Below are 14,055 nucleotides of genomic sequence, written 5' to 3'. Positions count from 1 at the left end.
GGTCATAGTTGATTCAGGTAATACAAACCGAATGTGGATAAAACCGTGAAAAATGCCGCCGTCAAGGTGCTCACACGCAGCCTCGCTCCGGCCAGCATGATGAGAAAGCCCGCACCGAATTGAGACGCACCGAGTGCGCCGCCGTTCACAAACACCCCAAGCGAACCCGCCAGCGCGAAAGCCGCAGCAAGAATCCCGAAGATCCGCAATCCCTTTTTGAGCTTGATCAGTCCGGGATGCGCGGCAAGCTCTGTCAAGCGCTCCCGCAGTTCAAATCCTCGTGCGAACGCCCACTCGCGGAACATCCAAAGTGTGCTGTTGTATACAGCCAGGATGACCAGCGTGATCCACGGCCATACGTCTTGCGCATACGGGCCCGCTACCAGCAGGAAACCCGCTGCCACCGCCAGCAGCCCGGGTTTGAACCGCTCCCAAATCAACCCGTCCCCGATGGCTCCCATCGGCGTTGAAATCTCCCGCTTCCATGCCGCAAAATCACTCAAGTCAAGAGCATCATCAGACGTCAATCGCCCGGCGATTGCCCCCAGCCCTGCACTGGAAAACACCGGATGACCGTTGATGTAGCTGCCGGCCGCGCGAATCTTCGGTTCAGACAAAGGGGATTGTTTTAGCAACGGACGCAAGGCGAGCAGATAGCCCGGCCCCTGCATCGTGCGATAGTTCAGGAAGAGTTGCAGCGCAAGCGAGCGCAGCAGGATGCTCTGTTTCGGAACACTGTTCATCCCAAGAGCACTCCGCCAACGGCTCCCAGACCAATTACCCACGGCCAATCCTTGCGGGTCGTCAACTGCAGCATCGCTGCCGCCGCTCCCGCACCCAATAGTCCCGGCCAAAGTCCTGCGCAGAGCGCGTCTGTTGCCGCAACGATGTTCTCTCCTGGACCGAGCGCGTAGAACTCGCCAAAGTAGAGCCGTAGCATAAAGTGTCCGGCAATCAAGCCCGTCAAGGTAAACAAGGCTCCCGCTACGACGTGCACACCCAGTGCGGCCAACGTCCAGCCGCGTGCCGCAGATTGGTCATCGCGCGCGCACGCTTCAATGAATGAAGCTGCAATTCGATTCATAACCTTTCGCACAGCCGGCGCAAGTTCCCGTCCGGCATGCGCAAGCACCAGCCCCAAACCCGTGCACAACAGCATCACCATCCATGACGGATCGCCGCTGACTTCCGAAGGCGCCACCCGTGCGGCGGTGGCTGTTGCGATGATCGCTCCCAGATTCCCTTCCGAGAATTTCGCCGCGCCGATTTGCAGATTCGCCAGCCACAGAAGCTCGAACACAACTCCGAAGAACAATCCGATCTCCGGCCGACCGACCATCACGCCATAAGCCACACATGCGATGATTGGTTGCCCGAGCAATGTCTGTCCGAGGACAGACGTGTCCAAATAGACAACCGTTCCCGCCAGCGCGCCCAGCCACATCGGTCAGAAAGTCCGGTCGATCATATAGTGCGCCCAGTCCGACAGCCACTCCCGATACTGTGTCTGTGGCAGCGGCTCAAGATGCTTTAGCCCTCGCTCCACGTGTGCAGTCGCGCGGCGTGCAGTCTCTTCCACTCCCCCCAAAGAAACAAACAGCTTCGTCACTTCCTCGATCTGATCCTGCGGTGCGTGCACATTCCCCAGCGTTTCGTCAATCAGCTTGCGCTGCCTGGCATCGGCCCGCACCCATGACTCGCGTGCAATCACCGTTCGCTTGCCTTCTCGGATGTCCGCGCCGACGGGCTTGCCCAGCAGTTTCTCGTCCCCGACCACTCCGAGAATGTCATCCTGCAGTTGAAACGCCGCACCGCACGCGCTTGTGAATTGCTCCAGTGTGCGCACCAGCGGGTGTTTCAAATCCGGTGTGTTCAATCCGATGGCCGCGCCCGAAGCTCCAGCAAATTCGTAGAGCGCACCCGTCTTTTTCCAGAGCATTTCCTCAATCTGTTCACTGCTGAGATTCTCGATGGGCTCTTTGGAATACTGCACGTCCAGCACCTCGCCTTCCACCAGTGTGCACAGAACGCGCGTGTCCAGCTCGTTGATCAGAGTGAGTGTCACTTCCGGTGCGATCCCGAACTTGCGCGTCAGCTCCGTCATCAAACTGATTCCCCAGCCGTGCTGCACGTCGCCCGTCAGCACTGCGATCGAAACCCCGTAGTGCGCCGCGTCCCCGCCGTTTCCAAAACGCGCAATCGTTGAGGGTTTGACACGAAATCGCTCATGCACCGTCGGCGCGCCGCGCCGCAGCGGATCGCGGTCAATAATATCGTCATGCACGAGCGTCCACGTGTGGAAAATCTCCACCGCCGCCGCCGCGCTGATCGCCTTCTCTTCGTCGCCGCCTACCGCCCCGCAGCAGAATAGCATCACCGCCGGGCGCAACCGCTTGCCCCCAGACTCAAAGTAGCACGTGACGGCTTCCCGCATGTCCTCGGGTGAAAATAAATCCAAATATCGCGGTGACAGCACATACTCCTGCACCCTCGCCACCCGATCTTCTATCGCCTTGAATAGTCTATCCGACAAGAAATTCTCCACTCATATCTCAACTAACTGCAAAAAAACAACAGGTTGGAAATCTCCCAACTCAATATAATACATGAAATTCCAATAACTTGCAACCATTTGAGGACCCGACTTTCGGGCGGCAGCCAATCTGGCTCCGCGAATGCCTTTTCCGCCTCTCGGACTTCTCCTGTTCACTCGTAACTTCAGTGCCAATCTCCCCTAATTTCATATTGAACAAATGTATAATAAAATTTGTGTTTTGGGAACAATATGCTTGACATCCGCATTCAAAAGGTATATATTAAACGCAGGATTCGCGCTTCAACTGATGTCCATACGTGAAAAACGGCGACCCGTTGCCGAGCCGCCGTTCAAAGTCCTCTTGGAAACGCTTACCGCAGATTCTTTCCCACCGCAAGCTCCAGCGCAATCAAACTCGACTGATACTCTAATTCCTTCTGCAAATGATCCGTCTCCGCGCGCTCATAGGTCACCTGTGCGTCGCGCAATGAAAGAGCAGAGGTGGCTCCCAGCCGGTAGCGCTCCCGTTCCAATTCGAGAGTCCGATTCGCCAATTCGCGATTGCGGCTCGTCGTCTGCATCTGGTCATAGACCGTCTCCAGATTGCGGTAAGCCTCGCGCACGCTCTTCTCGATCGAAAGTCTAAGCTCGCGCTCAGTCTCTTCTGCTCTCCGCAACTCCACCCGCTTCGACGCCACGTCGTATTCGCGCGCAAATCCGTCAAACAAGTTCCAACTCAGACTGCCGTAATACGTCGTGTTGCGGTTGCGCGGGTTCAAGGTGAACGGCTGATCCGCTCCCGACTGTTCACTCGCAGCCCGCGATGCGCCGATCGAAACTCGCGGCAGATAGGCACCCTTCGAGTAGTTCACGTTATGCCGCGCCTGCTTCAGCCGCAGCCACGCGATTTCCAAATCCGTGCGATTCTGATAGGCGTCCGACACCATCTGATCCAAATCAAACTGATACGGTGACAAACTGCCCGCTTCGGCTATCGGATAACGGCTGCGCAAGTCAATGCCGAGCGTCTGATTCAAGTCCTCGCGCCGCTTTTCAAGTTCACGCTCTGAACTCGCAATCGTGTTCTCCGCAGTTCCCAGCTCAATCTCCGCCTGCAACACATCCAGCTCCGTCACCGCACCCACTTCAAACCGCGCCTTCGCCAAGTCGTAGGCATCCTTGCGCTGATCCCGCAGCCGCTTGCTTAGTGCGACCACCTTCTCCATCGTCAGCACACCAACAACCTGCTGCGCGACACTCCGCGTCAGCGACTTATGTGCGTCGGCCACTGTCAGCGTGTTGATCTTCTTCTGAGCTTGGGCGATTCGATACAGAAAAATCCGCTGCCCACCCTCAAACAACGAAAGATTGGCATTCAAAGACCACGAACTGGAACGCGACTTTCCTTCACGAGGCTCCTGCGTCACCATGATTGTATCGAGCACCAGATTCCCCGCACTGTCCGGCACAATCACCACGTCCTGAAACGTCACCGGCAGCGACGACACACTGCCGTCCGGATTGACGAACGTGCGATTCTCAAATTGCGACTCGGAAAAATTCAATCCCAGAGAAATCGACGGTAGAAACCGGCCAATTGCCGCCATGTCGCCGGGTCTGTTCAGTTTCAGTGCCAGTGCCGACTGCCGGACCTGTGGATTCTGCCGCAGGCCAATGGCCACCAGCGAATCGAGCGTCAGCGGCTGCTCGCTATCCACCCTTACCAACTCCTGCGCGCGGACCCCTCCGCACATGATCCCCAACATCATCACCCACCAAATTAGCTTCCGCACGTCAACACTCCAAAAACTGGTCTTTGATTTCATAAAGGTATTGCAGGACGGCATCGTGCTCATTGGGCACGCGACCTTCCAAAATGGCCTCTTCCAGCGCCGTCTTAATCTTTCCGACTACTGGACCGGGCCGGAGGTTGCAAATCTGCATGATTTCGTCCCCTCTGACCGGACTCTGAAAGGCCCGCAGATGGTCCGATTCAATGACCTCAGCAATACGTGCCTTAAGCTGTTCAAATTGAGCAAGGTAACGCTTGACTTTCTTGGGGTTAGCAGAGGTTATGTCCGCCCGGCACAAGGTCAGCAACTCCTCCAAATCCTCACCGGCGTCCACAATCAACCTTCGGACTGCTGAGTCGGTGACCTCCTCACGGGTCAGATTGATCGGCCGCATGTGCAACGCCGTCAATTTCGACAGTTTCTCGGTCGTCTTCTCAGGCAGTTTCAGCTTCCGGCCGATAGATTTCAACATCCGGCTGCCAATATCCTCGTGGCCGTGAAAGGTCCAGCCTTGCTCTGGAAAGAATCTCTTGGTTCGCGGCTTCGCAATGTCATGCACCAATGCAGCAAATCGCAAAACCGGATCAGGAGTCAATTCTGCAGTTCGATCCACAACCAACAGCGTGTGATCAAACACGTCTTTGTGATGATGCTGCCCGATTTGCTCCACTCCCGCAAGCTCAGCGATCTCCTTGAACACTATCTGCATGACGCCCAATTCATGCATAAGCCGCAGCCCAATGGAAGGCTTGGAAGTGCCAAGTAGCTTGATCAGCTCGTCGGTAATGCGTTCCTGACTGACAATCTTTAAACGCGGAGCCATTTCGCGGCAGGCGGCCTTGGCATCCTCCGAAATCTTAAACTCAAGCTGCGCAGCAAACCGCACCGCGCGCATGATTCTCAGCGGGTCTTCGGAAAACGTCTGCAGCGGGTCCAGCGGAGTCCGCAAAACCTTCCGCTCAAGGTCGCCGAGTCCGTTGTAGAGGTCAACCAACTCCCCGTAACGTTCGGAATTCAAACGGACGGCCAGCGCGTTCACCGTAAAATCGCGGCGCGCGAGATCATCTTCGAGCGCACTCTGCCAGACATTCGGTTTACGTGACTGAGATTCATAAGACTCCGCACGTGCCGTCACAAAATCCAACTGATACCCGCGATAAGGCACCATTGCCGTCCCGAATCGTTCAAACAACACGGGATTGCGCACGCCGAATTCTTTGGCAACAGTCTGTGCAAATGCCACCGCGTCGCCGATCACGGTGAAGTCAATATCCTTGACCTTCTTCCCGAGCAGTCTGTCCCGCACATATCCCCCGACTGCAAACACTTCAAGCCCGTGTGCGTCCGCAAGCCCGCCGATGCGGTCCAGCGTTCGAGATTCCGTTCGTTTGAGGATGCGCAGAGCTGCTCTGTGACTGACTTTCGTCACTTCTGCTCCTCCCGCAGCAGTCTTTCGCGCATCGCGAACAGCGGTTCGCTGCGGCGCTCCAGCGTGTAAGGCGTGGCCTGTGCCGCTAAGCCCGCACGCGCGTAACTGACTGCTGATTCCGAGTCGCCCAGCATGTCGGAACACTCCATCAAAGTGCGATATAGTCCTATCACTTCATAACCGTTGTTTAACTCGTGTGTCTCATACTGTCGGAGCAGGATCAAAGCCGTGCCGCGCGCGGCTCCCCATTTCTCCGTGCGCTTTTCCAGGGAAAGCTTCGGCATCAGGAACGTCCTGCTGTTGGGAAATCGCTCAAGCCCTGCACGCACCATGCTGTCTGCCAGAGTATAGTTCTTCTCCTGCAGCGCGAGCCAGACCATCGATGAGAGTGCCATGAAGCGCGAAAACCTTGCCCTCTCGAGTCCGAGCATCAAGTCCTTCCAACCCTCGCGCTTGCTCGGAACAAAGGGCAGCCATCGCAAGACTCCCAGGTTGCTCGCAGCCGTGTAGCGGTAGGCGCCCCGCCCGACGTACGCGTCGTAAAACTCCGGATCCAAATCGATGGCGCGATCAAAATGAGTTCGCGATGCCATCAGTCTGCGCACACCGTCAATCACTTTGCCTTGCCGATGCCGCGTCAGGCCCGATAGTGAATAGGCCGCGCCGGTCAAATACTCTCGCTCAGCCGCCGCTGAGTCGCGCGCGCGCTTCGCCCAGTTCGAGCATCCCGTCAGGCACTGTTCAATCAGGTATTCGAGTTCTGCCGTTCCCAGCGTGTCCTCAAAATCAGTAAGCTTGGCGTAAATAACGCTCGCCTTCGCATACGGTACGCCGGGATGATCCCCGAACTGATTGGCAATTTCACGGACAACCTCATTGGCCGCAGCATAATGCTGGCCCAGCAAGGTGTCAAACAGTGCCTCATAGCTGTCCAGCGGGGATGCGGCATAGACCGGCCGTCGCAGGGGCAAGAGGCCCGCACAACAGCAAAGCAAACAGATGACTAACGGTGGAATTTGCCTATTCACAAGGTTTTCAATAGCTTTGACAACTGAAGTTAGGACTATTCAAGCAAAAAGCAAGGCCCATACCGCTCCAATTAGTGAAAGCAACCCGTCTTTGCTCTGGCCTTCCGCATTGGAATTTACTATATTTTAGAGAGTTTATAGGCCTACAGTGTGCAAGTTTTGACCCATGGGAATGATATAGAGTTCGAATGCTAAGTCAGTGTCCGTATTTCGTTCGGTTTATCTTTATCCTTTTGTTTGCTTGTGACTTAGCATTATCTGCTGAGTCAACGGAGCAATTTATACTGGTTTTGGACCCCCCGAGTGCGGCTATTTCTGCTGCCAGAATCCCCGGAACGGACTCGCTGTGGCTGGCTCGTGCACACCAATTCGTCCTGAATTCGGCTGTCGAGCACGCGGCTCATACTCAGGAGCCAATTCTCAAGAGGCTTCACGATTTGCAAGCCGATGGGCGAGTCTGGGACATCCGGCCCTTCTGGGTAGCCAACGCCATCAGCTTTCGATCCACTCCGCTCATTGCAAATGAGCTCCGCTCGTGGCCCGGTGTGCTCAATGTTCAACCGGACCTGCCGTTAGAGCCCATCCCCATTCTGCCTCGTGACTCCTCTCGTTCACAACGTTCCCTCGACGAAGACGGTGTTTCCAATGCGCTCACCTCGATTCGCGCCTCGCGCGCCTGGCAGCTCGGGTTGACCGGTTCAGGTGTATTGGTTGCGAATTTTGACACGGGAGTCAATGCGACTCACCCGGGATTATCCTCGCGCTGGAGAGGGAATTCCGGCTATCCGGCAAACCAATGTTGGTTCGATCTGATCACTCCTGTGACGCCGACGCCCGGAGATGTCGACGGTCACGGCACGCAAACCATGGGAATCATCTGCGGTCAGGTTACCGCTGATACCGTTGGGGTTGCGTGGAATGCACAGTTTATCGCTGCCGCCGTGGCGGGCGGAAGCTCCACAATCTCGAATGCGCTGCAGGCCTTTCAGTGGATCATTGATCCTGATGGCAATCCGGCCACATTCGATGACGTCCCGCGCGTGCTCTCTAATTCCTGGGGATTCTCCGGCGGCATCTCCGTGTGCAACGACGTCCTGTTTCAAAGCATGGATCTTTGCGAAGCGGCGGGCATCGCCATCGTCTGGGCCGCAGGGAACGAGGGACCCAATCTGGGTTCCATTCGTAATCCTGCAAACCGCGCAAATAGCCCAGTTTCGGCTTTCGCAGTTGGTGGTTGGGACGACCTGACCAATGCCGTTTGGGTTTCTTCAAGTCGTGGTCCCAGTCCGTGCTCTGAAGATCCCATCCTTCGCATAAAGCCCGAAGTCGTCGCACCTTCCGTCAATGTGCGGACCACGCACGGAAGCTCATCTTTCGTGCAAAGCACCGGGACTTCATTCGCCGCTCCGCTTGCAGCTGGAACTCTTGCGCTGATGATTGAGGCCAATCCGATGCTTGCGCCCGATTCCTTGCTCGAATTGTTGATGTATACGAGTGTTGATGCGGGATCACCCGGGCTGGACAACACGGCGGGCTATGGAAAGATTGACGCTTTGTTGGCGTGTCAGGCCGCGCTCACGGGGTTGGGATGGGTTCGGGGTGCTGTTCAGAACACCCTCGGACAGGCTATCAATGCTGAGATTCTTGTTGTGAATCATCCGCATCACAGCTTCACGAATACCAGCGGAGTCTTCCGTCAGGCGCTGCCGGCATATCACCCCTTTCAGCTGCAGGTTGTTGCATCCGGCTATGTCCCGCAGCTGTTAAACGTCTCAACCTTGCCGCAGGATACATTGGAGATAACCATTACGTTAGCTCCGACCGCTCAGGGGATTCTGACCGGCAACGTCATTGACTGCCGCGGCATGCCCGGTCCGAATGCAACAATCTCTATTCCCGGTCAGCAGATTACTCCTGTTGTCACGGATGGGAACGGCCGCTTCCTCATGACATTGAATGCCGGAACGTATACAGTCGCGTGCACGACGTCATATTGTAACGGCATGCTCGTTCCGGATGTGCAGATTCAAACCGGTGCGATTACGGATATCGAAATCGTGCTCACTCTCAATCCCGCATTCCTGTGTTCGGATGAAGACCCATGCGGATACTTTCTCTGCGATAGCTACGACTTTGGTGGGCCGACAAGTGTCTATTCCTCCGTGTCGCCGACCGTTGGCGGAAAGGGGATTATTCACAATCTGCCCGATGACGGCCATGTCCCTCTCTCCCTGCCGTTCGCGGTGACCTATTACGGCCAGACCTACCAGCGTATCTTTCTGAACTCAAACGGCATTATCAGCTTCGTGCGTTCTGCCACGGCATATAACAATCAGCAGCTTCCATACGGCACGACACCCTCGCTATACCCCTTCTGGGATGACTTCAGCGACCCGATTGGCGGGCACATTCTCTCTGACTATGACCCGTCGCATGGCACGTATACGCTGGAATACTACGAAGTCCCGCACTTTATCGCACTCCCGCCGCCCACCGACAGTGTGAATTTTCAAGTGGTCTTTTACGACCCTGCAGTCTATCCATCAGCCAGCGGAAACACGTTCATCGAGTTTCGCTACGGCCGGGTGGACCGCAACACGAGCGCAACTGTCGGCATAGACGCAGCAGCAAATGGTTGCTACGTGCGGTACGGCTTCAACGGCTTATGGGAGTCCCATGCCGTTCCGGTGATGGGACAGCTTTCCATTCGCGTCGCAGACAGCGACTTCCCTGCAGGCATTCCGTCGTTGCATGTCGAACCGACCTCGCTTGCGCTCTGGCTCGGTGTTGGCGAAAGTATCGATACCACATTCCACATCTATAATTTCGGAAGTTCGGCTCTCGCGTATTCGATAGGGAATAACTCCACTGCGTTGAGTTCTGTTTCCGGCGCTCCTCATCCGGACAATGCGGTCGAGTGGGAGGAACACCCAAAAGGATACATTCCGCCGCGCATTGAGCAGATGACGGCGACTCTTGATGACCCCATTCCTGACATTCATGGATATGCGTGGAGAACGTCGCGCAACGATAACAGCATCATCTATCAGTTTGACGACATCTCCGGGATCGGTACAAACGTCGGGCTTACGCGCGACGACACGACCTCTTATCCGCGTCCGCTGCCGTGGGAATTTTACTTGTACGGCCGGCGGTTCGAGCAGTATTCCGTCTGTTCCAACGGATTCATTTCCTTCTGGTCGCAGGTCCGCAATTACATCAACGATCCTCTGACACAGGCCCGTGATCCGTATTATACACTTGCACCGTTGTGGATGGATCTGGATCCCACGACAACCGGTCAAGTCCTTGAGCACTATGACGTCGTGAACGATCGTTTCATCGTGCAATGGAATGAAATTCCGCCACACGGGGCGCAGCCCAGTCAGAATATGACTTTTCAGGCAATTCTCTATCCAACCGGACAGATTGACTTCGTCTACGAACATCTGCGGGGTTCGCGCAGTTTGTATACGACGGGCATCAAGGGCGGCAGAACCGGCGAGTATCTGCAGCTCTCCTACAATGGAACGCTCGTGGACAGCCTGATGACCATCCGCTTCTTGCGACCTGACACGAGTGCGGCGTCGGTGCGCATCCTTGCGGGTGCACAAGGAGTTGTCCCTTCGCAGGGAATGCAGGAAGTCAGGCTGCGATTCAAAAATAATTCACTTGCGCAAGGCCTCACGTCGTTCCCGTTGACCATTCAAACGTCGGCTCCGGATGGCGGAGATGTGCAGTTTCTTGCCGCAGTGCAAGGTGGCGTGCCGTTCGAACCGCGCACCGTGATCTCCTGGGACAGCAGTATGCTAAGACTACGATGGTCCTCCCACCCAACCGGCGCGTACAGCGTCTGGAGTGCGCTGCCCGGCGACTCAGTATACTCTCTGTTGACCGCGCAAACTACGGACACGACACACTCGGTGTCTTTGCCTGCTGACCCGATTCGCCTTTACGTTGTTACCCTCGCCGGATCTCCTGCTCCTGTTGTGGCATCGGATTCGCGCTCTTATGATTTGGAAAAATCTGTTACTCATTAGCCCTGTTCGAGGTGTCAAATGATTAGGTCCGCTTGCTTGCTTGCTCTGCTCACGATAGGACTGACTGTGGCCTATGCTTCAGACTATGCACACCATGCCTTGATTCGCGTATACGGTAAGACTCCGGTTCACGAGAAAGCGCTGTTGCAGGATGACCGCTTGGATCTTATGCCGCAGGATGCAGAACCCGGCGTGCTGGTTGCGGCCCTGCCGGGCGACTTTGCCTATCTTGAAGCTCAAGGATACACTTGGGATGTAATCGAACCCGACCTTGAAGAGTTTTATGCCCGTCGCGCGCGAGAAGAAGGATCTCTCGACGAGATGGGGGGATACAAAACTCACTCCGAAGTTTTGGCCGCGATGGACTCGATTCACGCGCAGCATCCCGATATCACCACCGCACGATTTGTGGTCGGGCGGACGATTGAAGGGCGTGACATCCACTGCATGAAGATCAGTGACAACCCGGAAGTGGATGAGGACGAAATTGAATTGCTCTACAATTCGCTCATTCACTCTCGTGAACCGGCCGCGATGGAGCTGCTCTTTGTCTTCATGGACTACCTGACAAACAATTACGGTGTATACCCCGACGTCACATACCTCGTGGATAATCGCGAATTCTACTTCATCCCCTGCATCAATGTTGACGGCTATCTGTACAATCAGCAGACCAATCCCAACGGCGGCGGCATGTGGCGCAAGAATCGGCGCAATAACGGCAACGGCAGCTTTGGAGTTGACTTGAATCGAAATTGGGGCTTCAACTGGGGATATGACAATAGCGGCTCTTCGCCAACACCCAGTTCAGAGACCTATCGTGGAACCGGCCCGTTCTCTGAGCCGGAGACTGATTCGCTTCGCAGGTTTATTGAATCGCGCGACTTTGTCTTGGCGATGAACTATCACACTTATTCCAATCTGATTCTCTATCCGTGGGGCACTCAGTCCTTCCAGGGTGGCTTCACACCCGACAATCCGGCTTTTGCGATGATGGCCGACTCCATGCAGTACCTGATTCAGCAAGTCAATGGTGCAGTCTACGATGTGGGTCCGCCTTGGCAGCTCCTGTACAATGTGAACGGGGATTGCAACGACTGGTGCTACGGAGAACAGTCCACCAAGAATAAGGTTTATAGCTTCACTACTGAAGTCGGGAGCGCCTCTGACGGCTTCTGGCCGCAGCCGTCGCGAATTGGGCCTCTTGCCCTGGAGAATCTTCCTGCCAATCTGTTCGTTGCGCGCTATGCGGAATTTCTCGTGCCACCCGACTTTCGTGTCACGAAGATCTTTCAGGATCAAACCGACGTGAACGGCGATCAGGACGGAGTTGTCGAACCCGGTGAAAGTGTGGCCATGTATATTCACTTGCGTAATACCGGCGCGCAGAACCTCGATGCGATTTCCGGAGTGATTTCCACAAACACGCCGGGCATCACGGTTGAGACGGGCGCTGCCTCTTGGCCAGCACTTCCGACACAAACCTCGGATGAAAACACGACACCCTTTGTTCTGAACGTGTCTGCGGGATTTGCTTCACCCGGCGCGATTCTCTGCGAGCTTCATCTAATGACTGCCAACGGTCTCGATACGACCCTCTCCGTGACGGCCGTAGTCGGCAATCCGGTGTTTGCGGACAATATGGAATCCGGCGACAACGGCTGGACACACTCGGGGACGAACGACCTCTGGCACCTCTCTACACGACGCTCTGCGTCCCCAACGCACGCGTGGTACTCCGGGAATGAAGGGACGGGCCAATACCCCAACAGCATGAACGCTATCCTGACATCACCGCCGATTCTTCTCGGCAACAATCCGGTCATCTCCTTCACCCATCGCTATGCTCTTGAGACCGGTTTTGACTTCGGGTTTGTCGAAGTCGATGACGGAACCACGTCGCAAATCGTCGCCGGACCTTTCACGGGCAACAACGGCACCTTTGAATCGGTTACTGTGCCGCTGGCGCAATTCGGACCGGGAAGTATTGTCCGTATCAAGTTCCGCCAGACGAGCGACGGGTTTGTCACGGACGAAGGCTGGTTTGTGGACGACGTCACGTTGGGAACCGCACCGACCATTAGTCCCAATCCCGACCTCGTGTTGGTGGCGATGGATACGAATAGCACCACCGACCGCAACGTCATCATCAATAATGCCGGTGGTTCCGATCTTGTCTATTCTGTGATTTTCCAGAACGGAACGGCGGCTACCGACACGGGCGGACCCGATTCCTTCGGCTATCGCTGGCAGGACTCCGATGATGCCTGCGGTCCCGCCTACACGTGGTTGCCGATTGGTGCGTTGGGTACGCCGCTAACGTGGGTCGAAGGTGAAGGTGATTTGTCACGTGGTCCGTACTCGCTGCCCTTTGAGTTCCCGTTCTACGGAGAACTGTATGACCGGATCTGGATCAACGCGAACGGCTGGGTGAGCTTCATCGACTCAACCAGCACGGCATATCTCAACACGTCGCTTCCTTCTGCGAGTGCGCCGGCGGCGGCGATCTTCCCCTGGTGGGATGACTTGAAGCCGCAGCTTGCCGGAACGAACGTGCGCTATTGGAACAACGGTCTCGACTCTGCCGCAGTGCACTTTGAGAATATTCGCGCAGGCACGGCCCCGACACAAGGCACATACAACTTCCAGCTGCTGTTGACCGCGTGGGGTGAATGTCGCGTGTTCTACGGAAACATGGGAACAATTCGGCTGACCAGCGCGACCATCGGAATCCAGAATGCCGCGAAGTCTGTGGGCTTGACCGTTTTGAATAACCAAGCCGGTGTCGCAAGCAACGAAGCTCGGCGTTTCGCGCTCGGTCCCCGTTGGGTGTCTGTGCTTCCCACAAGTGGAGTTGTTGCTCCTAACTCGGCGGACACACTGCGGCTGCATTTCCTCGGTCCCGAGCTCTGTGGCATGCCCAGTCTTAGCGGACTGATTGTTCGCAGCAATGATCCTCGCTCGGCTGAGATAACGATACCCATCTCCGTGTCTGCGGATGTCTCGCTCGATGCTCCGGCCGAGCTGACTATCTACCCGGACGGCGAGAACATCTTGCTTCGCTGGCAGCCCGTTGCAGGCGCTTCCTCGTATGATGTTCTTTTCTACTATGAAACCGGAGGGTTGCCCACGATTATCGGAACGACCGGCTCAACTTCGTATACTCACGTTGATGCGCTGGATGTGCCGATCGGATTCTATCAGGTCGTTGCGCTGCCGTGAGGACTTA

General features: G+C 55.9%; 8 protein-coding genes. 2 read left to right on the top strand and 6 right to left on the bottom strand.

Features of this window, described 5'->3' with window-relative positions:
• Nucleotides 1–2: 2 nt before the first annotated feature.
• The 6 genes from KJZ99_03385 to KJZ99_03360 all read right to left on the bottom strand — a co-directional run bounded on the left by KJZ99_03385 (nucleotide 3) and on the right by KJZ99_03360 (nucleotide 6,729).
• Nucleotides 3–743 (bottom strand): PTS system mannose/fructose/sorbose family transporter subunit IID, encoded by a 741-nt coding sequence (locus tag KJZ99_03385; GenBank protein ID MCL4304930.1) that lies wholly within the window; start codon nucleotides 741–743, stop codon nucleotides 3–5.
• Nucleotides 740–1,444, bottom strand: a complete 705-nt coding sequence (locus KJZ99_03380; GenBank protein ID MCL4304929.1) for a PTS sugar transporter subunit IIC — start codon at nucleotides 1,442–1,444, stop codon at nucleotides 740–742. Before KJZ99_03380 ends, KJZ99_03385 begins: the two co-directional genes overlap by 4 nt.
• 3 nt (nucleotides 1,445–1,447) lie before the next feature.
• Nucleotides 1,448–2,533, bottom strand: coding sequence for a polyprenyl synthetase family protein (locus tag KJZ99_03375; GenBank protein ID MCL4304928.1), 1,086 nt, complete (start codon nucleotides 2,531–2,533; stop codon nucleotides 1,448–1,450).
• A gap of 374 nt (nucleotides 2,534–2,907) precedes the next feature.
• A complete protein-coding gene (locus KJZ99_03370; GenBank protein MCL4304927.1) occupies nucleotides 2,908–4,329 on the bottom strand; it encodes a TolC family protein in 1,422 nt (473 codons plus the stop codon).
• Between the two features lies 1 nt (nucleotide 4,330).
• On the bottom strand, nucleotides 4,331–5,731 hold the full coding sequence (locus KJZ99_03365; protein ID MCL4304926.1) for an HD domain-containing protein: 1,401 nt from the start codon (nucleotides 5,729–5,731) through the stop codon (nucleotides 4,331–4,333).
• Nucleotides 5,732–5,754: 23 nt separating this feature from the next.
• Nucleotides 5,755–6,729 (bottom strand): hypothetical protein, encoded by a 975-nt coding sequence (locus KJZ99_03360; GenBank protein ID MCL4304925.1) that lies wholly within the window; start codon nucleotides 6,727–6,729, stop codon nucleotides 5,755–5,757.
• Between the two features lie 347 nt (nucleotides 6,730–7,076).
• Between KJZ99_03360 and KJZ99_03355 the strand changes: the two genes are divergently transcribed.
• The gene (locus KJZ99_03355; GenBank protein ID MCL4304924.1) at nucleotides 7,077–10,826 is read left to right on the top strand and encodes a S8 family serine peptidase; all 3,750 of its coding nucleotides are present in this window, start codon (nucleotides 7,077–7,079) and stop codon (nucleotides 10,824–10,826) included.
• An 18-nt stretch (nucleotides 10,827–10,844) separates the two neighbouring features.
• Nucleotides 10,845–14,048, top strand: coding sequence for a zinc carboxypeptidase (locus tag KJZ99_03350; protein ID MCL4304923.1), 3,204 nt, complete (start codon nucleotides 10,845–10,847; stop codon nucleotides 14,046–14,048).
• The last annotated feature ends 7 nt before the right edge of the window (nucleotides 14,049–14,055 follow it).

Source organism: bacterium (assembly GCA_023382385.1).
Lineage (GTDB): Bacteria > Electryoneota > RPQS01 > RPQS01 > RPQS01 > JABWCQ01.
The sequence above is the reverse complement of the archived record's forward strand: the minus strand, read 5'-3'. Positions and strand labels throughout refer to the sequence as shown.

Bases quoted from the DNA above. Each gene is read 5' to 3' on its own strand.
- KJZ99_03350 (MCL4304923.1), top strand. From the start codon at position 10,845: ATGATTAGGTCCGCTTGCTTGCTTGCTCTGCTCACGATAGGACTGACT.
- KJZ99_03385 (MCL4304930.1), bottom strand. From the start codon at position 743: ATGAACAGTGTTCCGAAACAGAGCATCCTGCTGCGCTCGCTTGCGCTG.
- KJZ99_03380 (MCL4304929.1), bottom strand. From the start codon at position 1,444: ATGTGGCTGGGCGCGCTGGCGGGAACGGTTGTCTATTTGGACACGTCT.